Annotated in this window: 20 protein-coding genes and 1 riboswitch; of the genes, 12 read left to right on the top strand and 8 right to left on the bottom strand. The window is 66.6% G+C overall.

Annotated features, from left to right (window positions below):
• The 4 genes from J2X70_RS20055 to J2X70_RS20040 all read left to right on the top strand — a co-directional run.
• Nucleotides 1-201, top strand: a 201-nt coding sequence (locus J2X70_RS20055; protein WP_309911855.1) for an IS3 family transposase, incomplete at its 5' end; no start/stop codon positions are given.
• Between the two features lie 232 nt (nucleotides 202-433).
• Nucleotides 434-1,297 (top strand): pirin family protein, encoded by an 864-nt coding sequence (locus tag J2X70_RS20050; RefSeq protein ID WP_309911856.1) that lies wholly within the window; start codon nucleotides 434-436, stop codon nucleotides 1,295-1,297.
• A 121-nt stretch (nucleotides 1,298-1,418) separates the two neighbouring features.
• Nucleotides 1,419-2,138, top strand: a complete 720-nt coding sequence (gene aqpZ / locus J2X70_RS20045; protein WP_032951977.1) for an aquaporin Z — start codon at nucleotides 1,419-1,421, stop codon at nucleotides 2,136-2,138.
• Between the two features lie 196 nt (nucleotides 2,139-2,334).
• Nucleotides 2,335-2,793: a hypothetical protein gene (locus tag J2X70_RS20040; RefSeq protein ID WP_309911853.1), complete on the top strand. Its 459-nt coding sequence runs from the start codon at nucleotides 2,335-2,337 to the stop codon at nucleotides 2,791-2,793.
• Nucleotides 2,794-2,988: 195 nt separating this feature from the next.
• Here J2X70_RS20040 and J2X70_RS20035 read toward each other — a convergent pair whose 3' ends face one another.
• Nucleotides 2,989-3,840, bottom strand: coding sequence for a pirin family protein (locus tag J2X70_RS20035; protein WP_309911851.1), 852 nt, complete (start codon nucleotides 3,838-3,840; stop codon nucleotides 2,989-2,991).
• Nucleotides 3,841-4,109: 269 nt separating this feature from the next.
• On the opposite strand from J2X70_RS20035, the gene J2X70_RS20030 reads away from it, so the two are divergent.
• A complete protein-coding gene (locus J2X70_RS20030) occupies nucleotides 4,110-6,191 on the top strand; it encodes a carbon starvation CstA family protein (RefSeq protein WP_025877093.1) in 2,082 nt (693 codons plus the stop codon).
• Nucleotides 6,191-6,415 carry a CstA-like transporter-associated (seleno)protein gene (locus tag J2X70_RS20025; RefSeq protein WP_025877091.1) on the top strand — a complete coding sequence of 75 codons (225 nt, stop codon included), beginning with the start codon at nucleotides 6,191-6,193 and terminating at the stop codon, nucleotides 6,413-6,415. Before J2X70_RS20030 ends, J2X70_RS20025 begins: the two co-directional genes overlap by 1 nt.
• Nucleotides 6,416-6,750: 335 nt before the next feature.
• Here J2X70_RS20025 and J2X70_RS20020 read toward each other — a convergent pair whose 3' ends face one another.
• Together J2X70_RS20020 and J2X70_RS20015 are read right to left on the bottom strand one after the other, a co-directional pair.
• A complete protein-coding gene (locus tag J2X70_RS20020) occupies nucleotides 6,751-7,893 on the bottom strand; it encodes a DUF3103 family protein (protein WP_189487007.1) in 1,143 nt (380 codons plus the stop codon).
• Between the two features lie 173 nt (nucleotides 7,894-8,066).
• Nucleotides 8,067-9,317, bottom strand: a complete 1,251-nt coding sequence (locus J2X70_RS20015) for a DUF819 family protein (RefSeq protein WP_025877087.1) — start codon at nucleotides 9,315-9,317, stop codon at nucleotides 8,067-8,069.
• 156 nt (nucleotides 9,318-9,473) lie between these two features.
• Between J2X70_RS20015 and J2X70_RS20010 the strand changes: the two genes are divergently transcribed.
• The gene (locus tag J2X70_RS20010; protein WP_309911846.1) at nucleotides 9,474-9,863 is read left to right on the top strand and encodes a VOC family protein; all 390 of its coding nucleotides are present in this window, start codon (nucleotides 9,474-9,476) and stop codon (nucleotides 9,861-9,863) included.
• A gap of 87 nt (nucleotides 9,864-9,950) precedes the next feature.
• Here J2X70_RS20010 and J2X70_RS20005 read toward each other — a convergent pair whose 3' ends face one another.
• Together J2X70_RS20005 and J2X70_RS20000 are read right to left on the bottom strand one after the other, a co-directional pair.
• Nucleotides 9,951-11,231, bottom strand: a complete 1,281-nt coding sequence (locus J2X70_RS20005; RefSeq protein WP_032951976.1) for a HAMP domain-containing sensor histidine kinase — start codon at nucleotides 11,229-11,231, stop codon at nucleotides 9,951-9,953.
• Nucleotides 11,221-11,931: a response regulator transcription factor gene (locus J2X70_RS20000; RefSeq protein ID WP_025877081.1), complete on the bottom strand. Its 711-nt coding sequence runs from the start codon at nucleotides 11,929-11,931 to the stop codon at nucleotides 11,221-11,223. Before J2X70_RS20000 ends, J2X70_RS20005 begins: the two co-directional genes overlap by 11 nt.
• A gap of 132 nt (nucleotides 11,932-12,063) precedes the next feature.
• Between J2X70_RS20000 and J2X70_RS19995 the strand changes: the two genes are divergently transcribed.
• The 4 genes from J2X70_RS19995 (at nucleotide 12,064) to J2X70_RS19980 (ending at nucleotide 18,780) form a co-directional block, all read left to right on the top strand.
• Nucleotides 12,064-13,767: a glycosyltransferase family 39 protein gene (locus J2X70_RS19995; RefSeq protein ID WP_140225710.1), complete on the top strand. Its 1,704-nt coding sequence runs from the start codon at nucleotides 12,064-12,066 to the stop codon at nucleotides 13,765-13,767.
• Nucleotides 13,768-13,879: 112 nt separating this feature from the next.
• On the top strand, nucleotides 13,880-14,632 hold the full coding sequence (locus J2X70_RS19990) for a phosphatase PAP2 family protein (RefSeq protein WP_105164487.1): 753 nt from the start codon (nucleotides 13,880-13,882) through the stop codon (nucleotides 14,630-14,632).
• Entirely contained in the window at nucleotides 14,629-16,278 is a 1,650-nt protein-coding gene (locus J2X70_RS19985) for a phosphoethanolamine--lipid A transferase (RefSeq protein ID WP_309911842.1), read from the top strand. The genes J2X70_RS19990 and J2X70_RS19985 overlap by 4 nt, the downstream gene beginning before the upstream one ends.
• Nucleotides 16,279-16,815: 537 nt before the next feature.
• Nucleotides 16,816-18,780 (top strand): M2 family metallopeptidase, encoded by a 1,965-nt coding sequence (locus J2X70_RS19980; RefSeq protein WP_309911840.1) that lies wholly within the window; start codon nucleotides 16,816-16,818, stop codon nucleotides 18,778-18,780.
• A gap of 121 nt (nucleotides 18,781-18,901) precedes the next feature.
• On the opposite strand, the gene J2X70_RS19975 is transcribed toward J2X70_RS19980, so the two are convergent.
• From J2X70_RS19975 to J2X70_RS19965, 3 genes are all read right to left on the bottom strand, one after another.
• A complete protein-coding gene (locus J2X70_RS19975) occupies nucleotides 18,902-19,294 on the bottom strand; it encodes a hypothetical protein (RefSeq protein ID WP_025877073.1) in 393 nt (130 codons plus the stop codon).
• 77 nt (nucleotides 19,295-19,371) lie between these two features.
• Nucleotides 19,372-20,268, bottom strand: coding sequence for a siderophore-interacting protein (locus J2X70_RS19970; RefSeq protein ID WP_309911838.1), 897 nt, complete (start codon nucleotides 20,266-20,268; stop codon nucleotides 19,372-19,374).
• Between the two features lie 141 nt (nucleotides 20,269-20,409).
• Nucleotides 20,410-21,636, bottom strand: coding sequence for a multidrug effflux MFS transporter (locus J2X70_RS19965; RefSeq protein WP_309911836.1), 1,227 nt, complete (start codon nucleotides 21,634-21,636; stop codon nucleotides 20,410-20,412).
• A 299-nt stretch (nucleotides 21,637-21,935) separates the two neighbouring features.
• Nucleotides 21,936-22,038: riboswitch (glycine riboswitch) on the top strand.
• A gap of 61 nt (nucleotides 22,039-22,099) precedes the next feature.
• On the opposite strand from J2X70_RS19965, the gene gcvP reads away from it, so the two are divergent.
• Nucleotides 22,100-24,967, top strand: a complete 2,868-nt coding sequence (gene gcvP, locus J2X70_RS19960; RefSeq protein ID WP_025877067.1) for an aminomethyl-transferring glycine dehydrogenase — start codon at nucleotides 22,100-22,102, stop codon at nucleotides 24,965-24,967.
• The last annotated feature ends 35 nt before the right edge of the window (nucleotides 24,968-25,002 follow it).

Below are 25,002 nucleotides of genomic sequence, written 5' to 3'. Positions count from 1 at the left end.
TGCCTGGACAACGCGGCCATGGAGAGCTTCTTCGGGACACTGAAGTCGGAATTCTTCTACCTGAACAGCTTTGACAGCATCGAAAGTCTGGAAGCGGGACTGACGGAGTACATCCGGTACTACAACGAAGACCGTATCCGACTGAAGCTAAAGGGCCTGAGCCCGTTAAAGTACCGGGAACAGGTCGCGCTGGCTGCCTGATCCCCCAACTGTCCAACTTTAGGGGGTCACTTCAGGGATGGGTTTACGGCGTGTCCTGCGCCACCCACCCGCCCGGCCAAGCGCGGCTTCTGCTTTTGCCTTCAGCGACCAACCCACAGCCACGAGGGGCTGCGCCGTTGGCTGGAACAACCTGTTACCCGGACGGGGAATGTCACCGCAACCACCACATGCGATGCTGACCGCCTTGATCCCTGCCAGCGAGAACGCCCGCATGACCACCATCATCGCCCCGCGCGTGCACGACATCGGCGGCCTGGAAGTGCGCCGCGCCGTGCCCACCCTGCAGGCCCGCAGCATCGGTTCGTTCGTGTTCGTCGACCAGATGGGCCCGGCACTCATGCACCCCGGTACCGCCATCGACGTGCGCCCGCACCCGCATATCGGCCTGGCCACCGTCACCTACCTCTGGTCCGGTGCCATCGGCCACCGCGATACGCTGGGCTCGGACCAGGTGATCCGTCCCGGTGACGTCAACTGGATGACCGCCGGCCGCGGCATCGCCCATTCCGAGCGCACGCCGCAACCGGACCGCGACCATGACAACCCGATCCACGGCATGCAGACCTGGGTTGCGTTGCCGAAGTCGCATGAGGAAATCGAACCGGCCTTCTACCACCATGCCGCCGCCACCCTGCCCGAGCAGCGCCGCAACGGCGCCTGGCTGCGCGTCATTGCCGGACGCGCCTATGGCGAGGAGTCGCCGGTCAAGGTGTTCGCCGACACGCTCAACGTGGCGATCGACCTGGACCCGGATGCGGAGATCGACATCGATGATGGCCACCGCGAACGTGCGCTGTACATCCTCGAGGGCCAAGCGCAGCTGGATGGTGTGGACATTCCCGCCCAGCACCTGGTGATTCCCGAAGCCGGTGCGCACGGCCGCCTGCGTGCGAAGACGCCGGTGAAGGCGATGCTGTTCGGCGGCGAACCGCTGGATGGCCCGCGCCATCTGTGGTGGAACTTCGTGTCCAGTTCGAAGGAACGTATCGAGCAGGCCAAGCACGACTGGGAAGCCGGACGTTTCGGCACCATTCCCGGCGACGACAAGGAATTCATTCCCCTGCCCCAGTACTGAGCATCGCGTGTTGCACACATCCGAAGGTGTATCCCTGCACCCGGCGTTGACGCTACAGTCACCCGCTGATCACTGAAATGTGACATAAATCACACTTTAGACCGTCAAAGGAGTGCAACACATGAGCATGGGTAAACGCTTGTCCGCCGAGTTCCTCGGCACGTTCTGGCTGGTTCTGGGTGGCTGTGGCAGTGCGGTGCTGGCCGCCAAGTTCGGTGGCGACGGCAATCCGCTGGGTATCGGTTTCCTCGGCGTGGCCCTGGCCTTCGGCCTGACCGTGGTGACCGGCGCCTACGCGTTCGGCCATATCTCCGGTGCGCACTTCAATCCAGCGGTCAGCGTGGGCCTGTGGGCCGGTGGCCGCTTCCCGACCCGGGATCTGGTGCCCTACATCATCGCGCAGGTGGCCGGCGGCCTGCTGGCCGGCTTCATCCTGCTGCAGATCGCCTCCGGTGCCAGCGGCTTCGCCATTGATGGCAGCCAGGCCGGCGCGTTCGCCAGCAACGGCTATGGCGCGCTGTCACCCGGTGGCTACAGCGTGGCGGCCGCGTTCCTGTGCGAAGTGGTGCTCACGGCGGTGTTCCTGATCGTGATCATGGGCGCGACCCATGGCAAGGCGCCGGCGGGCTTCGCGCCGCTGGCCATCGGCCTGGCCCTGACCCTGATCCACCTGATCAGCATTCCGGTGACCAATACGTCGGTGAACCCGGCCCGCTCCACGGCGGTGGCCTTCTTCGCCGGCAGTGGCGCAACCGGCCAGCTATGGCTGTTCTGGGTCGCCCCGCTGCTGGGCGGTGCGATCGGCGGCATCATCTACAAGTGGATCGGCAACGACCGCTGAGCCATGACCGTGCCATTGCGGCCGACCCTCGGCCGCAATGGTTACGGATGTAACCGCGATTTGTGCGATCGCTCACGTTCCGTTAAGGTCTGGTCATCCGCCCGTGCTTTCGCCGGGCAGGACGGCATCCGGGGATGGGATGCCTCGACCGCCGGTGTCACCGGCGGTGCCAACGACACGCCACCTTGGGGGATGCATGAAGTTCGCGCCTGTTGTTCTGTCGAGCCTGTTGTTCGTTGCAGCGTCTGCCTGCGCGCAGGCCCCGGTCGACTGTCCTTCGTTGCCCGCCAGCAGCGGCCTGCAATGGCAGCAGCAGGCACAGTCCGGCTTCCTGGTCTGCCGCGCGGCCACCAGTGACGGGCGCGAAGTACTGAGCCTGATGCTCAGCCAGCGCGATCCGGGCATTCCACTGACCCGCTCGCTGCGCCAGGAAAAAGGCAGCTTTGCCGGTGAATCGATGTACTGGTACCAGCCGGATCTTGGCGGCCAGCAGCCGCCGGGCTATGCCGAGCGCCGCATCAGCGTGGTCAAGCTGGACAAGGGCCGCTACGCGCAGATCGCGCTGTATCCCGACAGTTCCCAGGAACTGGGCACACTGCAGCAGCTTGCGCAGGCCATGAACCTGACGCCCTCTGCCGTGGCCGACGGCCGCTGAGGCGCTGCGGGGATGACTGCCTGGCAGCATTCCCGCACTTCCACCCGATCCATCGGTAGCGCCGGGCCATGCCCGGCGGCTTTCTGTCGTGTCGGCTCTTCTGGACATCCGCCGGGCATGGCCCGGCGCTACCAATGTGCTGTGGGCATGGCCCGGCGCTACCGATGCGCTGTGGGCATGGCCCGCAGCGCGACCTCAGAACCTGCCTTCCTGGAAATCGACGAAGGCCTGCATCAATTCCTCGCGGGTGTTCATCACGAACGGGCCATGCCGCATCACCGGCTCGCGCAACGGACGACCCGCCACCAGGATCAAACGCGCGCCGTCGCTGCCTGCCGACAGATGCAGCTGCTCGCCGCCGCCCAGCACCGCCAGTTCCTGCCGCGCCACGTCGCGCGCCGCATCCTGCTCGCCCACCGTCAACCCGCCTTCGAATACGTAGACGAACACGTTGTGGCCTTCGGGCAGGGAGTAGGTCCAGGCACGATCGGCCTCCAGTGCAATGTCCAGATACAGCGGATCGGTCGCCGGCTGCGCGATCGGCCCCGCCGTGCCCTCGACCGTGCCGGCGATCACCTTGACCTGCACGCCTTCGGCCGGCTGCACCACCGGGATCTTCCCGGGAGCGAATTCCTGGTACTTCGGCGCGGTCATCTTGTCGCGCGCCGGCAGGTTCACCCACAGCTGGAAGCCGCGCATCTGCCCGCTTTCCTGCTCGGGCATCTCCGAATGCACCAGGCCACGGCCGGCCGTCATCCACTGCACGCTGCCCGGGGTCAGCAGGCCCTCGTTGCCGTGATTGTCGCGATGCCGCATGCGGCCATCGAGCATGTAGGTGACGGTCTCGAAACCACGATGCGGATGCTCGGGGAAACCGGCGATGTAGTCCTCGGCGCGATCGGTACCGAATTCGTCGAGCAGCAGGAACGGATCGAGGTCGGGCAGCGAGGGGCCGCCGATGACCCGGGTCAGGCGAACACCGGCACCGTCGGAGGTGGGCATGCCACGGATGGTACGCAGGACGCGGACCGGCTCGGGAAGGCTCATGGTGACTCCTGTTGGATGGATGCCGGTAAAAATGGACGCTGCAGCGCGCAACGCCAATGGATGCCGTCGCAACCGATTGTTCCATCCCTGGTGTTCGCCGCACGTCATGTCCGCACGCCGGCACCGCCTGCGTTGTCGGCTGCGAAGGAACATCGCCACCTGCCACACCCATGTACGACCAAAGTACTACCGCCGAATGGTCCCGTGCACATTGACCCTGCCAGGGGCACGCGGGACTCTTTGCCTGTCTTTCCGGGAGAGAGCACCTCATGAAAGGTTTTTCCAAAATAGGCTGGGCGGCCCTCGCCCTGCTCGGCGCGTTCTGCCTGGGCACGGTGGCGCTGCGGCGCGGTGAGCACATCAACGCGTTGTGGATCGTGGTCGCGGCGGTATCGCTGTACCTGGTTGCCTACCGCTTCTACAGCCTGTTCATCGCCGACAAGGTGATGCAGCTCGATCCGACCCGGGCCACCCCGGCGGTGATCAACAACGATGGCCTGGACTACGTACCGACCAACAAGCACGTGCTGTTCGGCCACCACTTCGCCGCCATTGCCGGTGCCGGCCCACTGGTCGGCCCGGTGCTGGCCGCGCAGATGGGCTACCTGCCCGGCCTGCTGTGGCTGGTGGTCGGCGTGGTGCTGGCCGGTGCGGTGCAGGACTTCATGGTCCTGTTCCTGTCCAGCCGCCGCAACGGCCGTTCACTGGGTGACCTGGTGCGCGAGGAAATGGGCCAGGTGCCCGGCACCATCGCGTTGTTCGGTGCCTTCCTGATCATGATCATCATCCTGGCCGTGCTGGCGATGGTGGTGGTCAAGGCACTGGCGGAAAGCCCGTGGGGCATGTTCACGGTGATCGCGACGATGCCCATCGCGATCCTGATGGGCGTCTACATGCGCTACATCCGGCCGGGCAAGATCGGTGAGATCTCGGTGGTGGGCCTGGTGCTGCTGCTCGCCGCGATCTGGTTCGGTGGCAAGGTGGCGGCAGACCCGACCTGGGGCCCGGCGTTCACCTTCACCGGTACCCAGATCACCTGGATGCTGATCGGCTACGGTTTCGTCGCCTCGGTGCTGCCGGTCTGGCTGCTGCTGGCACCGCGCGACTACCTGTCGACCTTCCTGAAGATCGGCACGATCATCGCGCTGGCCATCGGCATCCTGGTGGTGATGCCGGAACTGAAGATGCCGGCGCTGACCCAGTTCGCGGCCAGCGGCGACGGCCCGGTGTGGAAGGGCGGCATGTTCCCGTTCCTGTTCATCACCATCGCCTGCGGTGCGGTGTCGGGTTTCCATGCACTGATCTCCTCGGGCACTACGCCCAAGCTGCTGGCCAATGAAGCGCACATGCGCTACATCGGCTACGGCGGCATGCTGATGGAATCGTTCGTGGCCGTGATGGCGCTGGTGGCGGCTTCGATCATCGATCCGGGCATCTACTTCGCGATGAACAGCCCGGCGGCGGTGATCGGTGCCGATGCCGCCTCGGCCGCGCACTACATCACCAACACCTGGGGCTTCACCATCACCCCCGAACAGCTGACCGCCACGGCGGCAGCGATCGGTGAGCCGACCATCCTGCATCGTGCCGGTGGTGCACCCACCCTGGCGGTGGGCATCGCGCAGATCCTGCATGAGGCGATCCCCAGCAGCAGCGACGCGATGATGGCGTTCTGGTACCACTTCGCCATCCTGTTCGAAGCACTGTTCATCCTCACCGCGGTGGATGCGGGCACACGTGCCGGTCGTTTCATGCTGCAGGACCTGCTCGGCAATTTCGTGCCGGCGCTGAAGAAGACCGAGTCTTGGACTGCAAACATCATCGGCACTGCCGGCTGCGTGGCGCTGTGGGGCTACCTGCTGTACACCGGCGTGGTCGATCCGTTCGGCGGCATCCAGACGTTGTGGCCGTTGTTCGGCATCTCCAACCAGATGCTCGCGGGCATCGCGCTGATGCTGGGCACGGTGGTGCTGTTCAAGATGAAGCGTGACCGCTACGCGTGGGTCACCGCGGTGCCTGCGGTGTGGCTGCTGATCTGCACCACCTATGCTGGTTTCATCAAGATCTTCGACAGCAATCCGGCGCAGGGCTTCCTGGCACAGGCACACAAGTTCCAGGACGCGTTGGCCAGCGGCACCATCACCGCACCGGCGAAGTCGGTCGCACAGATGCAGCAGATCGTGGTCAACGCCTACGTCAACACCGGCCTGACCGCGCTGTTCCTGCTGGTGGTGGCGTCGGTGCTGGTGTATTCGATCAAGACGATCGTGGCGGCGCGCCGCAATCCGCAGCGCAGCGACCGCGAGACCCCGTACGTGGCGCTGAAGCCGCATGAAATGGTGGACCTGTAATGAGTACACAACTGGTTCCGGTGGGGCAGTACCAGGCGCATCGCCGGATCTGGCGACGCCTGGTGCAGACGGCGCGGCTGTGCTGCGGCATTCCCGACTACGACAACTATGTGCGGCATGTGCGGGAGAAGCATCCGGACCGCGAGCCGATGGACTACAAGACGTTCTTCCGCGAGCGGCAGGAAGCGCGGTATGGCGGGCGCAACGGTGGTCGCTGCTGTTGAGGTTCCCGGTGGGTGCCGGGCTTGCAGCCCGGCGCCCGCAGAGGCAACGGCAACGGCAACATCAACTGCAACCGCAACTGCTGGAGCGTCGGCTCTGGGGTTCTGTGGGTTTGACGGGGCGGTGTGGGCTTGCAGGACACGCCGTAAACCCGTCCATGGGGGCTCGATGGCGCCATCCATGGCGCCAACGGTCCTGCAAGCCCACACCGCCCCACCTTTGACAGATTTCCGGTGACGGTGCGAATCATCCGGGGCCTGATCCGTTTTCCCTGGAGAACGGATCAGGCCCCTTTCTGTTCGTGGATGTCGGCGGTTGCGGGCGCCGCCCGGCGGGACTACTCCGTGAGGGTGATCGGGGTCAGGGTGACCTTGGCGTTGTTGGCCGCTCCCATCCGGTCCTGGTAGGCCTGGCCGCGCTGCAACAGGTAGTAGCTGTCGATATAGTCGATGTCGTTGGCAAACCACGACGTGGGCATGGCCTTGAGGATCGCGCCTGCGATGTCGGCGATGACGGCATACTCAGGAGCGAAGGCGCCCAGTGCGGCTTTGACGCCGTTGCTCAGCGCCACCAGCAGCTCCTGGTAATTGGTATCGCCGTCATCTTCGAACAGCTGCACGTTGGCGGCGTTGAAGCGATAGTTGCCCCAGATGATCAGCGGTTGCTGCGGGGTGTAGTCGGTACCGTCGTAGTCCAGGTACGGCATGTCGACGGTGACCATCTCCGGTGCGGTGGCGCCCACCTGCAGACCGGAAACAACAGCGAACACCTCGGCTGCCCCCAGCGCCCAGGGCTCCTGGTCGTCCGCCAGGCGGATGCGGTCCAGGCGGGTGATATCCAGCGACGCCTGCGTGCCGTCAGCCGACAGCTGGATGCGTTCGGGCGATTGCAGGCCGCGGGCCTTCAGCCCCGCATTGACCAGGGCCATGCCCTCCTGCACGGCACGCCGCGTGTCGACGTCGACGATCAGCACCGGAAAGTCCGGGGCCCGTTTCGCATCCAGTACATGCGCGCGGCCCTGCGCGTCGTAGGCGGTGATCGTGGTCCAGTCGCGATCATTGCCACGCGGCAGACTGGCCACCCACAGCGGATGCGCATTGATGGCCGCCAGCGAGTGCCCCTCGGGCACGTACGCACGCAGCTGCAGCAGCCCCTGCCCCTGTGCCGGGAGCCCCTTGCGCTGGCGCAGCTGGCGATCGCCAGCAGCCAGCGATGCACTGGCCAGCGTCTGCGCCTGCGGATCGAAACGGCCCATCAACGATTGCACCGGCACGCCCTGCTCCGGCGCCGCATGCAGCGAGCTGCGCACTGCATCGGCGAACCCTGGCTGGGCGATCAGTGCCGCCACCTCGCGCGCACCGGCATCGGTCAGCACCTGCACATCGGCGCCGCCGGCCCTCACCGGTCCCTGCGCGAAGGCCCCCGTGCTGGCCAGCAACAGCACCAGTGCGGAAACCCGAAACCTCCATTGCTTCGTCATCGACGGCCCCATCGAACGTCGCCGGCAACGCCGGCAGGAGCTTCCCACGCTACGACGCACGCGCCATACGTTCCGGTATGTGCCGCACAGTTCCGGCAGTGTCCCGCGAAAAGCAGCCGAGCGTGGGCTCGGCTCTACCCGTTCCTGATCTCCGTCGCTGGCCGCGAGAGGGCTCAGCCGTTGGCCATCCACTTCAGGATCAGCCCGGTCACATACGCCAGGCCGGTACCGGTGGCATAACCGACCGTACCGAGCAGCACGCCCACCGGCGCCAGCGTCGGATGGAATGCTGCCGCCACCACCGGTGCCGAGGCGGCGGCGCCGATGTTGCCCTGCGAACCGATCGCGAAGAAGAACAGCGGCGCACGCACCAGCTTGGCCACGATCCACAGCACAAGCACGTGGGTGGCCATCCAGATGGCCCCCAGCAGGAACAGCCATGGACGATCCAGCAGCGACAACAGGTTCATCTGCATGCCGATGCAGGCGATCAGGAAGTACAGGAACACGGTACCCAGGCGCGAGGCGCCTGCCGCTTCCAGACGGCGTGCACGGGTGAAACTGAGCGTCAGGCCCATCGCGGTGGACAGCAGGATCACCCACACAAACTGGCTGTCGAGGCTGAACTGGCTGGCCCAGCTGACATTGGCCTTGAACCAGCCCGACAGCGGTGCGGCGATGGCATGGGCCAGGCCGACGCCGCCCAGTGCCACGCCGACGATCACCATCAGGTCGGTCATGCTGGGGATGCGCGCGTTCTGTGCCTCGTAGGCGCTGATGCGCGCCTTCATCTCATCGATGGCGCGGGTGTCGGCACCGTTGCGGGCATCGATCTGCTGGGCGCGGTTGGCCATGAACAACAGGATCGCCATCCACAGGCTGGCGCAGGCCACGTCGACCACCGCGAACTGGCCGAAGGTGGTGGCATCGGTGCCGAACACTTCGCGCATGGCGACCATGTTGGCGCCACCGCCGATCCAGCTGCCGGCCAACGCGGCCATCCCGGCCCAGGTGTCGCCAGCCACGGTTTCCGGATGGATCAGCTTCATCACCTGGAAGGAGACGATGGCGCCGAGCATGATGCCGGCGGTACCGGCGCAGAACACCAGCAGCAGCTTCGGCCCCAGCTTGGCGATGCCCTTCAGGTCGATCGACAGGGTCAGCAGGACCAGCGCCGCCGGCAACAGCACATCGCGGGCGACCGGGTTGTACAGCGAGGTGTTGTGGCCATCGATGACACCGGCGGTGTTGTAGATGGCGGGGATGAAATAGCACAGCAGCAGTGCAGGCACCCAGGCGAAGATCTTCTTCAGCAGGGGCGTCGGGCCACTGGCGGCCCAGAAGATCAGGGCAAGGGTGGCGGCGATCAGACCAAGGCCAACGATGTCGTTGCTGATCAGGGCAGTAGCGGGTTCGGTCGGCATGGGATCCTCTGTCGATCGAAAGAGCGGAAAAGAAAAGCGCCGCATAAGCGGCGCGGGTCGAAATTAACATAGTCTTCACGCAGGGTCATGCTGCGCTGCTTGCGGCAGCGCGTGGGCCTGCCGAGAATCGCTGCATTCCCTACTGGAGCCTGCCCCATGCAACTCGGCGCTTTTTCAGTCAGCCTGGCGGTGAAGGACCTGGCCACCTCACGTGCGTTCTACGAAGCGCTGGGGTTCTCGGTGACCGGTGGTGATGCGGCGCAGAACTGGCTGGTACTGCGCAACAATGGCATCGTGGTCGGCCTGTTCCAGGGCATGTTCGAGGGCAACCTGCTCACCTTCAATCCCGGCTGGGACCAGCACAAGCAGGAACTGGCGTCCTTCCAGGACGTGCGTGAGGTACAGGCCGAGCTGGACGCCAAGGGCATCGCGCTCACAGCGCGTGCCGATCCCGATGGCGAAGGTCCGGCCTATCTGCAGCTGGCCGATCCCGATGGCAACGTGATCCTGATCGACCAGCACGTGGCGCGACCAACGGGGCGGTGACGCGGCCAGCGTGCCAACCAGGGTTGGCACCTACCAGAACGCACGCGGCCATTGCCTGGTAGGCGTCGACCCTGGTCGACGGACAGGTCAGCCTGGCCGCGATGTACCAAAGTCGAGCGAGGCCAGGGTGCCGCGCGGTTGGCAGGGCTGCAGCTGCAGGGTCCAGCCCAGGTGCTCGCACAGCCGCGCGATCAGTTCCAGGCCGATGCCGCCGCGGTCGCCGCGCTCACCGCGGGCCATCCGCGCGTGGATCGCTGCGATCTCCTCCGGGCTCATGCCATGGCCGGGGTCCTGCAGGGTCAACACCGCTGCCGAGGTCAGGCGCAGCTCGATATGACCGCGGCCGCTGTTCTCGATGGCATTGCGCAGCAGGTTGCCGATCGCTGCCTGCACCACCGCCAGCGGCGCGACGATGTCGACCGGCGCGGCCTGGATGCCGATGCTCAGGTCCTTGTCGCCCAGCAGGTGGCGATGGTCGTCGACGATCTCCGGCAGCAGCTGGTCCAGCGCTATGCGCTCGGCACGGGCAGCCAGGCGAGCGGGATCACGCGCCAGCACCAGCAACAGCTCGATCAGCTGCTCAACGCCCTGCGCGGTACGCAGCACGCGCTGCATCTGCTGTCGTGCGCGCTCAGGCAGGCCGGGCTGCTCCAGCGCCAGTTCGGCGGCACCGGTCATCACGGCGATCGGCGTGCGCAGTTCATGGCTTGCGGTACTGATGAACACCCGCTCGCGCTCGACGAACTGCTCGTTGCGATCAAGGTAATCGTTCAGCGCATCGGCGATGGTGTGCAGCTCGGAACTGCCGCGCGGATCGACGTCAATGCGCTGGCCCTGCACGCCGGGCCGCAGTGCACCGATGTGCTGGGCCAGCAGGCTCAAGGGCCGCACCATGCGCTCCATGCCGAAGGAGGCCATCAACACGGTGACGAAGATCATGATGATGCCGGCCAGCATCACCCAGCGCGTTGCGAATTGTTCCAGATCGTGGAAATCGGAGATGTCCAGGGCCAACGCAACCCGCCCCATCGAGCCGGTATCGCGCACCATCACCGCCGTCTCGCGCTCGCCGATCATCACCCCGTCATGCAACCCCGGATGCAGGGTGCGCAGGCTGGCGGGCATGTTGGCTTCATTGAAGCGGAACAGGCTCAGCGTGTCCGAGTCCTGCCAGCGATAGTGCGGCTCGTGCTCGGTGTGCTCGACGATGCTGTCCAGTTCGGAATTGAGCAGCGCGCGCCACGCCGCGTGCTCGGCGTGTTCGTGCACGTAGTTGCCCACACTGAACACCGCCAGCGAAATCAGCGCCAGGTAGCCCAGCAGCCACCACACCACCCGCCGGTACAGCGGCCCGGGCTTACGCGCCATCGTCATCGTTCCGTGCGTCCGCGCCTGCGGTGGACGCCAGCCGGTAGCCCACCCGTGGCAGGGTGTGGATCAGCTTGTCGGCAAAGGGGCCGTCCACGCTGCGGCGCAGTTCGTACACATGCGAGCGCAGCAGGTCGCCGTCCGGTGGTTCGTCACCCCACAGGGCGAATTCCAGCTGCTGCCGGGTGACCGCGCCCGGGCTGGCGCGCATCAGTACTTCCAGCAGCTTGCGGCAGGCCGGGTACAGGTGCAGCACCTGGCCGGCGCGCTGCGCCTCCAGGCTGGCCAGGTCCAGCACCAGGTCGCCCACCTGCAGGCGCTTGCGCGGATTGCGACCCTGAGCGCGCAGCAGCAGCGCCTCCAGGCGCACTTCCAGTTCCGGCAATGCGAATGGCTTGGTCAGGTAATCATCTGCGCCGGCGCGGAAGCCGGCGATCTTGTCCGGCAGTTCGTCGCGCGCGGTCAGCATGATCACCGGCACTTCCGAGGCGTGCTCGGAGCGCAACCGCCGCAGCACCTCCGGGCCTTCCATGCGCGGCAGCATCCAGTCCAGGATCACCGCGTCATACGGGTGGCTGCCGGCCAGGTGCAGGCCGGTGATGCCATCCGGGGCCACGTCGAGCACATGCCCGCGCGACTCGAAATAGTCGAACAGGTTGGCCACCAACTGGCGGTTGTCCTCGATCACCAACAGGCGCATGCACGAAACATCCACGGAAGTTCATGCCATGGTAGCGCTGCGGATGTCGGAATGCGGTCGCCATGCCGGCCGCTCCGACGGCTTTCCCACGTGCCCCTCATCAGAATGGCCGTTTTGCTCCCGGAGCCTGCCGTGCCCGTTGCCCTGCCCCGCCGTTGGCACCTGCCGCTGCTGTGGTTGTTGATCGTGATGGCGCTGGCGGCCGGGCTTGGCATGCGCCAGCCGCAGCCACCGGACGAACCACGCTTCGTGCTGGCCGCACGTGCCATGGTGGAGAGCGGCGAGTGGCTGCTGCCACACCGGGGCAGCGAGCTGTACGCCGAGAAGCCGCCGGTGTTCATGTGGCTGCAGGCCGCCGCCCACCAGGTGGTCGGCAGCTGGCAGTGGTCGTTCCTGCTGCCGTCGCTGCTGGCCGCGCTGCTCAGCCTGTGGCTGGTGTCCGACCTGGCACGCCGTCTATGGTCGCCACGGCATTCGTTGTACGCGCTTGGCGCACTGTTCTGCACCCTGCAGTTCGGCCTGATGGCCAAGCGCGCGCAGATCGACATGGTGCTGGTGGGCATGACCACGCTGGCCCTGTGGGGCCTGCTGCGCCACCTCTGCGAGCGCCGTAACCTGCCGGCCCTGTGGCTGGCCGGCTTTGCTGCCGGCGTCGGCACGGTGACCAAGGGGGTGGGCTTCCTGCCCTTGCTGATGGTGCTGCCCTGGCTGGGCTGGCGTTTGTACCAGCGCCGTCGCGGCCAGCCGGTGGACGGCCCCCACCCCGCCAGCCTGCTGTGGCTGATTCCGGCCTTCCTGCTGGGTACGGCGGTGTGGCTGGCACCGCTGGGCTGGGCGCTGCTGCATGAACCCAGTGCATCGCTGCAGTCGTACGCACACGAGCTGTTGTTCAAGCAGACCGGCACCCGCTATGCCAACGCCTGGCACCATCGCCAGCCGGTCTGGTACTACCTGCAGGTGATCGCCACGCTGTGGCTGCCGGGTGCGCTGCTGCTGCCGCTGATGGTCAAGCCGTGGTGGCGCCGGCTGCGTCGCGGCGACCAGCGCCAGTGGCTGCTGCTGGGCTGGGCCGCGCTGGTCCTGCTGTTCTTCACTGCCAGCCCCGGCAAGCGCGAGGTGTACGTGCTGCCGATGCTGCCGGCGATGGCACTGGCGGTGGCGCCGCTGTTGCCCGGCCTGCTGCGTCGCCTGTGCGTGCGCCGCTACCTGTTCGGCTACAGCCTGCTGCTGATGCTGGCCACCGGCGCGCTTGGCGTGATGATGCTGACCGACAGCCCCTGGGCGCAGGCGCAGCTGGCCCGGCGGGCGATGCCCGACACCCTGCTGCCCGTGTTCGGCGATGGCCTGCTGACCTTCGCCATCGCCGTGGCGACGCTGGCGGTGTGGCTGCGGATACGACGCGCGGCCACGCTGGTACTGCTCACCCACGGCCTGCTGTGGATGCTGTACGGACTGGTGCTGATACCGGCGCTGGACCCCTACGCCTCGGCGTCGGCGGTGATGCGCCGGGTGGGCACACGGATCGGCCCCGATGCGGAGCTGGCGCTGGTGGCCTGGCGCGAACAGAACCTGCTGCAGGCCGACCGGCCGGTGCGCGAGTTCGGCTTCAAGCGGCCGTGGGCAGAGCAGTGGCACGACGCCGGTCCATGGTTGGCCGAGGCGCCGGACAAGCGCTGGCTGCTGGTACTGGACAAGGCCATGAGCCCCTGTGTCGATCCGGCCCAGGTCATCGAGATCGGTGTTGCCAATCGCAATCGTTGGCAGTTGCTTCCGGGCACCGCTTGGGATGCGGCCTGCCATGCCGAGCGTGCAGGCGCCAACGACGAAGAAGACTGAACGATGATTCGCGCCGGGCACCGATTAACCCGGCGCAAACGCGTGTACGACCCTTCTCCGACATGCCAGTGACGAGCATGGCCGCGGATTCCCGTAACGGCCCCTTCCCTGCATGCCCGCTCGCCCTCTTGTCCCGGCAGTCTCCTTTGCGCCCTCGCTGCTGGCGTCGCGTTTTGCCGTTACCCATCTTTGGCTGCCTTCTGTCATCGGCGTTGCGGTGTTCACCGTGTTGATGGGCCTGGGTGGCGACCAGTGGCTGGCCGACCATCTGTTCCGGCTGGAAGGCGGCCGCTGGGCGCTGCAGGATGCATGGCTGACGCGTTCGGTGGTGCACAAGGCCGGCAAGTGGCTGAGCACCGCTGCGGCACTGGTGGCGATGCTGCTGTGCTTCCACCACTGGCGCCGCGGCCGCGATCGCACGCTGCGCTGGGCGCTGCTGTATGTGGTGGTGGCCGTGGCACTCGGCACCGGGCTGATCTCGCTGCTGAAGTCGCTGGTACCGATGGACTGCCCGTGGGATCTGCTGCGCTATGGCGGACACGATCCGTTCGTCGGTCTTCTCAGCAGCCGCCCGACCGGCATGCCCGCCCGCGCCTGCTTCCCCGCCGGCCACGCAAGCGCGGGATACGCATGGATGTGCCTGTACTTCTTCGCGCTGCTGTGGCGCCCCGCCTGGCGTTGGGCCGGGCTGTGGATCGGCCTCGGCAGCGGCCTGGTGTTCGGCATCGGCCAACAGCTGCGCGGCGCCCACTTCCTTTCGCATGACGTTGCCACCGCCTTGATCTGTTGGCTGCTGTCGCTGGGCCTGTATCTGGTGGTCCGCCGCCAGCTGGATCGCTCGACCCGCCAGGAGGCGGTTGCATGAACGCATCGGTCCAACGTTCCTTGCGGCTGCCCACACTGGCCAGCATCCGCGCATGGCGGCCACAGCTGTCCACCGAAGCGCTGATCGTGCTGACCAGCCTGTTCTTCGCTGTGGCCGGCAATGGCCTGTTCTGGCACAGCGCCATGGCCAGCCATCCGGGCAGCCTGCGCTATGCGCTTTCACTGCTGTTGCTGCTGCTGGGTGCACACGGTGTGCTGCTGGGCATCCTGGTGTGGCGCTGGAATGCCAAGGTGGTGATCAGCGTGCTGCTGCTGGTCACCGCGTTTGCCGCGCACTACATGAGCCGTTACCACATCTATCTGGATGCGGACATGCTGCGCAACGTGCTGGCTACCGACCCCAAGGAAAGCCGCGAACTGATGACGGTGTCGCTGCTGTGGCCGGTCCTGCTGCTGGCTGTGTTGCCGATGGTGGTGCTGTGGCGCGTTGACCTGCGCCGCCGCAGCTGGGGCCGCAGCCTGCTGTGGCGCATCGGCTTCCTGCTGGTCGCTGCGGTCACCGCACTCGGTGGCGCGCTGGTGTCCTTCCAGGATGTGTCGGCGCTGATGCGCAACCAGCGCGAAGTGCGCTACCTGGCCACGCCGGCCAATGTGCTGCTGGGGCTGCCGCGTGCCCTGCGCGGCGACAACCCGGTGCAACGCGCGCCGAAGCTGCCGATCGGTACCGATGCCAAGGCGACCCCGCGCGCAGCGACCAGCAAGCCACGCCTGCTGGTGATCGTGATGGGCGAAACGGTACGCGCGCAGAACTGGGGCCTGAATGGTGGCCGCAATACCACGCCGGAGCTGGCCCAGGCGGCGGTGGTCAATTCCCCGGACATGCACTCCTGCGGTACCAGCACCGAGGTTTCGCTGCCCTGCCTGTTCTCGCCATGGGGACGCCACGAGTACGACGAGAAGAAGATCCGTGCGCACCAGTCGCTGCTGCATGTACTGAACCGCGCGGGCATCGCGCCGCTGTGGCGCGACAACCAGTCCGGCTGCAAGGGCGTATGCGAGGGCCTGGACTTCCAGTCGCTGTCGGATGCGACCACGCCGGGGCTGTGTGCCGATGGCCGTTGCATGGACGAGATCCTGCTGCAGGACCTGGCGACGCAGGTGCGTGCGCGCCCGGGTGATCGAGTGGTGGTGCTGCACCAGCTGGGCAACCATGGCCCGGCCTATTTCGAGCGCTACCCGCCCGCCTTCCGTCGCTTCACCCCGACCTGTGACACCCAGGATATTGGTCGCTGCTCGCGCGAAGAGATCACCAACAGTTACGACAACGCCGTGCTGTACACCGATCATTTCCTGAGCAAGACCATCGGCACGCTGCAGGGCCTGCAGGACTACGACACGGCGATGATCTACCTGTCCGACCACGGTGAATCGCTGGGCGAAAAGGGCCTGTACCTGCACGGTGTGCCGTACGCGATCGCACCGGCCGAGCAGACCCGGGTGCCGATGACGATGTGGTTCTCGCCAGGTTTCGCCAGCAGCCGTGGACTGGACCTGCAGTGCGTGCGCAAGCGCTCGGCCAGCTACACCGACCACGACAACCTGTTCCCGTCGGTGCTGGGGCTGATGCAGGTGAAGACCTCGCTGTACGAACGCGATCGCGACCTGTTCGCCAACTGCGAGAGTTAGGGTTGTTCGGCAGGGCTTGCAGCCCTGCACCTGCTGCAAGCAACAGCAACAGCCGAAGCAAACGCAGAAGCGGGTTTCCTGAGGGATGGCGGGGTGGGTCCGGTGGCGGGAGACGCCGTAAACCCGTCCATGGGGGCTTGGCCGCGGCATCCATGCCGCGGACACTCCCGCCACCGGACCCACCCCGCCTTCGACAGATTTCCGCTGCTGTTGGTGGGTGCCGACCGTTGGTCGGCACGGGGTCGGATCCGAATTTGAGTCTCGATTTCTGACAGATCTCATCCACGCATGGCGTGGATCTACTGCCATCACCGAATTGCGTCTGGGGCAGAGCACCCTGAGTCAGGGGGCGGCCGCGAAGCGGCGGGGGTCTGGGAGCTGGTAAGTGGGGCCCACGTTTCGCGCAGCGAAGCGTGGGAGCGACAGCGCGCATGCGATGTCGCGGTCCCCGGGCGCCGCCCGGCCGACTTCCGCCACTTGCGGTGGCAACGCCTGCCCACTAGCCTTCGGCGGTCGTTCACCACCCAAGGATCGCCCGTGAAACACCGTCATCTCCTGCTGGCCTCGGCAATCGCCGCCGCCACGCTGGCCCTGGCCGCCTGCAAGAAGGAAGCCGCCCCAGGCACCGAGACCGCCAGCAGCAGTGCACCGGCCGGCGAAACCGCTGACCAGTTCGTGGCCCGCATCAATGCCGAATTCAAGGCGGCCTACCCGGAGATGACCTCGGCGCAGTGGCTGTCCTCCACCTACATCAACAGCGATTCAGAGCGCATCGCGGCCAAGGCCAACGAGCGTTCGCTGACCCAGCTCAACAGCTGGATCGAGCAGGCCGGCAAGTTCGACGGCAAGCCGATGAGCGAAGACAGCAAGCGCGCGATCCACCTGCTGAAGCTGATGTCGTCGATGCCGGCGCCGCGCGACCCGGCCAAGCTGGCCGAACTGACCCAGATCGCCACCCGCATGGAAGGCAGCTACGGCGCAGGCAAGTACTGCACCGACGCCAACGATCCCAACTCCTGCCGCCAGCTGGGCGAACTGGAGCAGGTGCTGGCGCGCAGCCGCGACTATGACCAGCAGCTCGATGCCTGGCAGGGCTGGCACAGCACCACCAAGAGCATGCGCGGTGATTACCAGAAGTTCGTCGGCCTGGTGAATGAAGGTGCCAAGGGCATGGGCTTCACCGATGCCGGGCAGATGTGGCGCAGTGGCTATGACATGCCGCCGGAGCAGATCGGCCCGGAAACCGATCGCCTGTGGGAACAGGTCAAGCCGATGTACGAGCAGCTGCACTGCTACGCGCGCGGCAAGCTGGACAAGACCTATGGCAAGGACAAGGCCGAGGTGGGCAACGGCCTGATCGCCGCGCACCTGATGGGCAACATGTGGCAGCAGGACTGGTCCAACCTGTGGGACCAGCTGGAACCGTATCCGGGCGCCGGCAGCCTGGACATCACTGCAGCGCTGGAAAAGCAGTACCAGACCAACCTGAGCGCGGCGCTGGCCAGGGCCGGCAAGGATGCGAACGTAGCCGCGCAGTACAAGGCGCAACGCGAGGCCGAACTGCGCACCGCCAAGCAGATGACCGAGCGTGCACAGGATTTCTACGTATCGCTGGGCATGCCGTCGTTGCCGCAGTCGTACTGGGACAAGACCCAGTTCATCAAGCCCGATGACCGCGACGTGGTCTGCCACGCCAGTGCGTGGGACATGAACATGGAAGGCGATGTGCGCACCAAGATGTGCATCAAGCCCAACGAAGAGAACTTCACCACCATCTACCACGAGCTGGGCCACATCTATTACGACCTGGCCTACAACCCGCTGCCGCCGCTGTTCCAGGGCGGCGCCAACGATGGCTTCCATGAAGCGATCGGCGACACCATCGTGCTGGCGATGACGCCGAAGTACCTCAGCTCGATCGGGCTGGTCGACGCGCCGACCGAGAGCCGCGAAGCGGTCATCAACAACCAGATGCGCATGGCGCTGTCGGGCGTGTCGTTCCTGCCGTTCGGCCTGATGATCGACCGCTGGCGCTGGGGCGTGTTCGATGGTTCGATCACCCCGGACAACTACAACAAGGCATGGTGGGACCTGAAGGCCAAGTACCAGGGCGTGGCCCCGGCCAGCGCCCGTGGCGAGGAATTCTTCGACCCGGGTGCCAAGTACCACGTGCCGGGCAACACCCCGTATACCCGCTACTTCCTGGCGCGCATCCTGCAGTTCCAGTTCTACAAGGGCCTGTGCGATGCCGCCGGCTTCAAGGGCCCGCTGCACGAGTGCACCTTCTACGGCAACAAGGAAGCCGGCCAGAAGTACTGGGCGATGCTGAGCAAGGGTGCCAGCCAGCCGTGGCAGGCCACGCTGAAGGAACTGACCGGCTCGGACAAGCTCGATGCCGGCCCGATGATCGAGTACTTCAGCCCGGTCAATGCCTGGTTGAAGCAGCAGAACGAAGGCCAGATGTGCGGCTGGCAGGCCAACGCGGCACCGGCGGCGAAATGAAAAAAGGGCGGATCCGCGAGGATCCGCCCTTTTCCGTTTCGGTAGCGCCGGGCCATGCCCGGCGAGCGCAGCGGCGTAATGAAAAGCCGCCGGGCATGGCCCGGCGCTACCGCGATGACGATCAGTTGCTCTTCTTCGCCGCCAGCTGCGCGGCCAGCGCGGCCTTGAATTCCTCGAAGGTCTGCCCCTTCTCGTTGGCTTCGGCCTGCGCCGCATCGCGCAGCGCATCCGAATAGATCAGGCGCACCGGCGTGCCCTGCCGTTCGTGCAGTTCACCGGCCTGCATGATCAGCGCCAGCACCTGGGCCGCACTCTCGCTTTGGCCGGCGATGCGGCCATCCATGCCCAGCACCCATTCGCCATCGCGACGGACGATGCCGGCCAGCAGCGTGCGCTGCGTGTCGCGCAGCTCGGCGTGCGGCTCGACGGGCGAGGCGGTGGCGGCGGCCTTGTTGGCAGCCTGCTGTTCCTGGCGACGGCGCTGGTCGCGGCGGGATTTGGAAGAGGTCGACATCAGTGGGGCTTGCATTGCGGGGGCGCAAGGATAACCCACACCCCCTGCATGCCGGTTCACGCCCGTGCGGTAGCGGCTCAGTCCAGTACCCGCCCCTGCCGCCAGTACCCCATGAAGGTGATCGCGCGGCGATCCAGGCCGCAGTCCTTCAGCAGATGCCGGCGGATCGCCATCACCGCGCCGGCCTCGCCCGCTACCCAGGCATACAGCGCGCCGTCCGCGCTGGCGTCAGCCTGCTCCCACAGGATCTGCGCATCAACGTCGATGTCGTCCAGCTCGGCAGCCCCGGCGACGGTCGCGGCCGCCGCCAGCCGCGCCTGTACTGCCTGCAGCAGCCGCTGCCCATGGGCCTGCTGCCCGCGTGGCAACCACACCAGTTCGGCCGTGGCCGGGGTCTTCAACGGCACCGCATCACCGGCCTGGGCGATCTCCAGCAGGGCCAGCGTGCGCGGCGGATCGGCCAGCCCGGCCAGTTCCTCGAGGATGCCGGCCACCGCCGGCAATGCGGTCTCATCGGCCACCAGCAGCACCTGGCCTACCCCGGCTGGCGGCTTCCATTCCCAGCCCCCGCTGCTGTCCGCACAGTCGGCATCGGGGGCCAGCAGCACCACGCGGTCGCCCGGCCGTGCATGCGTGGCCCAGCGCGAGGCCGGTCCGGTCTGGCCATGCAGCACGAAGTCGATGTCGACCTCGCACTCGCCGGCACGCAGCTGGCGGAGGGTAAAGGTGCGCATCGGCGGCCGCGCCTCATCGGGCAGTGCCCGGTAGCGGGCATACCAGTCTTCGCCGCTGGGCACGTCCGGCGCGTCCTGGCCGGGCAAGGGGAAAAACACCTTGATTCGCTGGTCCGGGCCTTCGGTCTTCATGTGCGCCACGTCGGCGCCGGTGAACACCATGCGGTCCAGGGAAGGAGAAAGAACGCGGCGCTCCTTCAGCGCCACCTCGAACAGGCGGTAGGTCTGCTGCGCAGCCATGCGGGTACCTCATGCGACGACATCGGAATGGCTGGCTGTCGTGCACCCACGAACCGGCTCGCTGGAAACCCCAGCCTAATCCCTGCCCGCAGCGCCGCAACGGATCCGCGCGTGATGACGCGCCCTACCCCTGCACGACGCTCAATGCGCCGTGCTGGCTGCCTCTGATGCGCGTTCGCGCTGGTGCTCCCAGTACCAGAACACGAAGCCGGCCGCGAAGAAGCCCGCCTGTCCCAGTGCCAGGTGCAGCGGGCTGCTGTGCAGCAGCGGCGATACCACGCCGGCCACCACGGTGCTGATCATCAGCTGCACGAACGCCTGCAGCGACGACGCCAGGCCGCGCTGCAGCGGATACATGTCCAGCACCGCCAGCGCCAGGATCGGGAAGATCAGCGCCATGCCCATGCCGCCAAGGAAGATCGGCATCACCGCCCACGGCAGCGCGAACTGCGGCGCCAGGGTGACGTAGCCGATGTTCAGCACGGCAGAGACCGCACACAGGGTGAAACCGAGCGCGACCTGCCGGGTCGGTGTGCTGTGCCCGGCCATGCGCCCGGACAGGAACGAACCGGTGGTCATGCCGCCGATGGTGGGAATGAACAACCACGCAAAGCCACCTTCACCCAGATGCAGGTGCTGCATCACGATGGCCGGCGCCGAGGAGATGTACAGGAAGATGCCGCCGAACCCGATGCTGCCGGCCAGGGCCAGGCGCAGGAACCGCGGGTTGAAGCCGATGCGCACGTAATCGCGCAGCAACGTGCGTGGCGACAGGGCGATCCGCGCCTCCACCGGATGGGTTTCCGGCAGGAAGCGCGCGGTGGCCGCCAGCAGCACCAGCGCAAATACCACCAGGAACCAGAAGATCAGCGGCCAGCCGGCACCGCTGAGCAGGATCCAGCCACCGATGATCGGCGCGATGGCCGGGGCGATACCAAACAGCATCGACACCTGGCTCATCAGCCGCTGCGCGTCGTGGCCGTGGTACAGATCGCGGATCACCGCGCGGCCGACGATCATGCCCACGCCGGCGGACAGGCCCTGCAGTGCGCGGAACGCCAGCAGCGTGGTCAGGTCGGTAGACAACGCACAGCCCACCGAGGCGCCGACGAAGATCACCAGGCCGCCGAGGATCACCCGCTTGCGTCCCCACGCATCGGACAGCGGGCCATGGGCCAGGCTCATCAGGCCGTAGAACAGCAGGTAGACGCTGATGGTCTGCTGCACCGCCACCTCGTCCACCGCCAGGCGCTGGGCCAGCTGCGGAAACGCGGGAAAGATGGTGTCGATCGAGAACGGACCGAACATGGCCAGGCCAGCGAGCAACAGGGCCATGCGGCGGGTGGAAGGAGCAACGGCGGCGGTCATCGGGCAAGCGTCCGGCAGGGCCATGCATGACACGCACGGCGGGCGCCGATCCCCTGCAGCAGGGACGGCGCCAGATGAATACGAGAATCCCACCATCATAGGTGGGGAATGCGCGCGATGCCATGCACGGATGCACAGAACGCACGCCCGGGCCATCGGCCATTCAGCCCCGTGAGGCCAGCCCGGGCCACCGTCAGGCGCCGGCAACGAGCTATAATCGGCGGGCAACACGGTGGGAGAAGCAGGTCACCGCTGCCGAAGGCGCAACGCCCGTAATCGCTCAGGCCCGATACCACCCGTAACAGAACTCTGGAGAGACCGGTTCGATCCGGCGCCGAAGGGGCACGAAGCTGCGGTTTTCCGCGCTTTTAAACTCTCAGGCAAAAGGACAGAGGGGCGCCCGCAGACCGCCGACCGGCGGCTTGTGCCCGTGCGTGTGCCCTTTCCTGACGGATCCTTCGCCATGTCCCAGAACACCCCTTCCCTGCGTGAGCTCGAGCACCATTCGGCGTTCGTCGAGCGCCACATCGGCCCCAACGATGCCGAGATCGCGCAGATGCTCGGCGTCATCGGCCACGCCTCGCTGGATGCGATGACCGATGCCATCGTGCCGGCCAAGATCAAGTCGCCGGCACCGCTGGCGCTGCCGGAGTCGATCACCGAAGTGCAGGCGCTGGCGAAGATCCGCGCGATCGCCGACAAGAACACCGTGCTGCGCAGCTTCATCGGCCAGGGCTACTACGGTACCCACACGCCGAACGTGATCCTGCGCAACATCCTGGAAAACCCGGCCTGGTACACCGCCTACACCCCGTACCAGGCGGAAATCTCGCAGGGCCGCATGGAAGCGCTGATCAACTTCCAGACCCTGTGCGCCGACCTGACCGGCATGGAAATCGCCAACGCCTCGCTGCTGGACGAAGCCACGGCCGCCGCTGAAGCGATGACCCTGGCCAAGCGCTCGGCCAAGTCGAAGTCGGACACCTTCTTCGTGCACGACGCCGTGCACCCGCAGACGCTGGAACTGCTGCGCACCCGCGCCGAGCCCATGGGCATCGTGCTGCGCGTGGGCACCCCGGCCGAAGCGCTGGAAGCGGAAGCCTTCGGCCTGCTGCTGCAGTACCCGGACACCTTCGGCCAGGTGGGCGACTACAAGGCGCTGGTCGATGCCGTGCACGCGCGCGGCGGCCTGGTGGCCGTGGCCACCGACCTGCTGGCACTGACCCTGCTGGCCGCCCCGGGCGAATGGGGTGCGGACATCGTGGTCGGCAACAGCCAGCGTTTCGGCGTGCCGTTCGGCTTCGGTGGCCCGCATGCTGCGTTCATGGCCTGCCGTGACGCCTACAAGCGTTCGATGCCGGGCCGCCTGATCGGCGTCTCGATCGACGCACAGGGCAACCCGGCCTACCGCCTGACCCTGCAGACCCGCGAACAGCACATCCGCCGCGAGAAGGCCACCTCCAACATCTGCACCGCACAGGTGCTGCTGGCGGTGATGGCCTCGATGTATGCCGTCTACCACGGTCCGGAAGGCCTGACCCGCATCGCCCGCCGCACCCATCGCCTGGCCGCCATCCTGGCCAGCGCGCTGCGCACTGCCGGTGTGCAGGTCGGTGCCGACTTCTTCGACACGCTGCACGTCACCGGTGTCGACGCCGACGCGATCCATGCCAAGGCCCGTGCCGCCGGCTACAACCTGCGTGCGATCGACAGCAGTTCGGTCGGCATCAGCCTGGACGAGACCGCCACCCGCGCCGACATCGTCGCCGTAGGCGCGCTGTTCGGTGCCACCGTTGATGTGGACGCGCTCGATGCCAGCACCGCCGATGCGCTGCCGGCCGGCCTGCTGCGCCAGTCCGCGTTCCTGACCCACCCGGTGTTCAACACCCACCACAGCGAGCACGAACTGCTGCGCTACCTGCGTTCGCTGGCCGACAAGGACCTGGCGATGGACCGCACGATGATCCCGCTGGGCTCGTGCACCATGAAGCTCAACGCCACCGCCGAAATGATCCCGGTGACCTGGCCGGAGTTCTCGCAGATCCACCCGCTGGTGCCGGCCGAGCAGGCGCTGGGCTACAAGGAACTGATCGATTCGCTGGAAGCGATGCTGGTCGAGTGCACCGGCTACGACGCCGTCAGCCTGCAGCCGAACTCCGGTGCGCAGGGCGAGTACGCCGGCCTGCTGGCGATCCGCGCCTACCACCGCTCGCGTGGCGAAGATCACCGTGACATCTGCCTGATCCCGGATTCGGCGCATGGCACCAACCCGGCCTCGGCGCAGATGTGCGGCATGAAGGTCGTGGTCACCAAGACCGATGCCAACGGCAACGTCGACGTCGAAGACATCCGCCTCAATGCCGAGAAGTACAGCGACCGCCTGGCCGCGATCATGATGACCTACCCGTCCACGCACGGCGTGTTCGAGGAAGAGGTGGTGGAGATCTGCGAGATCATCCACAAGCATGGCGGCCAGGTGTACACCGACGGTGCCAACATGAACGCCCTGGTCGGCGTGGCCAAGCCGGGCAAGTGGGGTTCGGACGTTTCACACCTGAACCTGCACAAGACCTTCTGCATCCCGCACGGCGGCGGCGGCCCGGGCGTTGGCCCGTGTGCGGTCAAGTCGCACCTTGCCCCGTTCCTGCCGGGCAAGCTGGGTGACAACGGTCCGGTCGGCATGGTCAGCGCCGCCAGCTTCGGCAGCGCCTCGATTCTCCCGATCAGCTGGATGTACATCGCGATGATGGGCACCGAGGGCCTGCGCAAGGCCACCCAGGTCGCCCAGCTCAACGCCAACTACATCGCCAAGCGCCTGGCCCCGCACTTCAAGACCCTGTACACCGGTCGCAACGGCCTGGTCGCGCACGAGTGCATCCTGGACGTGCGTCCGCTGGAGAAGACCAGCGGCATCGGTGCCGAAGACGTGGCCAAGCGCCTGATCGACTTCGGCTTCCATGCCCCGACCCTGAGCTTCCCGGTGGCCGGCACGCTGATGGTCGAACCGACCGAAAGCGAATCGCTGCACGAGCTGGACCGCTTCATCGACGCGATGATCCAGATCCGCGAAGAGATCACCGCGATCGAAGACGGCCGCCTGGACCGCGAGGACAACCCGCTGAAGAACGCCCCGCACACGGCCACGGCCGTGACCGCCAGCGAGTGGACCCACGCCTACCCGCGCGAGCTGGCCGCCTTCCCGCTGCCGAGCCTGAAGCTGCAGAAGTACTGGCCGCCGGTAGCCCGCGTCGACAACGTGTACGGCGACAAGAACGTGATGTGTGCCTGCATCCCGGTCGATGCCTACAAGGATGATGAAGTCGAGGCGTAAGCCATCGCGGCATCGGAAATGAGAACGGCCCGCGC

Origin of the sequence: Stenotrophomonas sp. 1337, assembly GCF_031455455.1 — a bacterium.
In the GTDB taxonomy this organism is placed as follows: domain Bacteria; phylum Pseudomonadota; class Gammaproteobacteria; order Xanthomonadales; family Xanthomonadaceae; genus Stenotrophomonas; species Stenotrophomonas indicatrix.
This window is presented reverse-complemented; position numbering and strand designations above follow the sequence as displayed.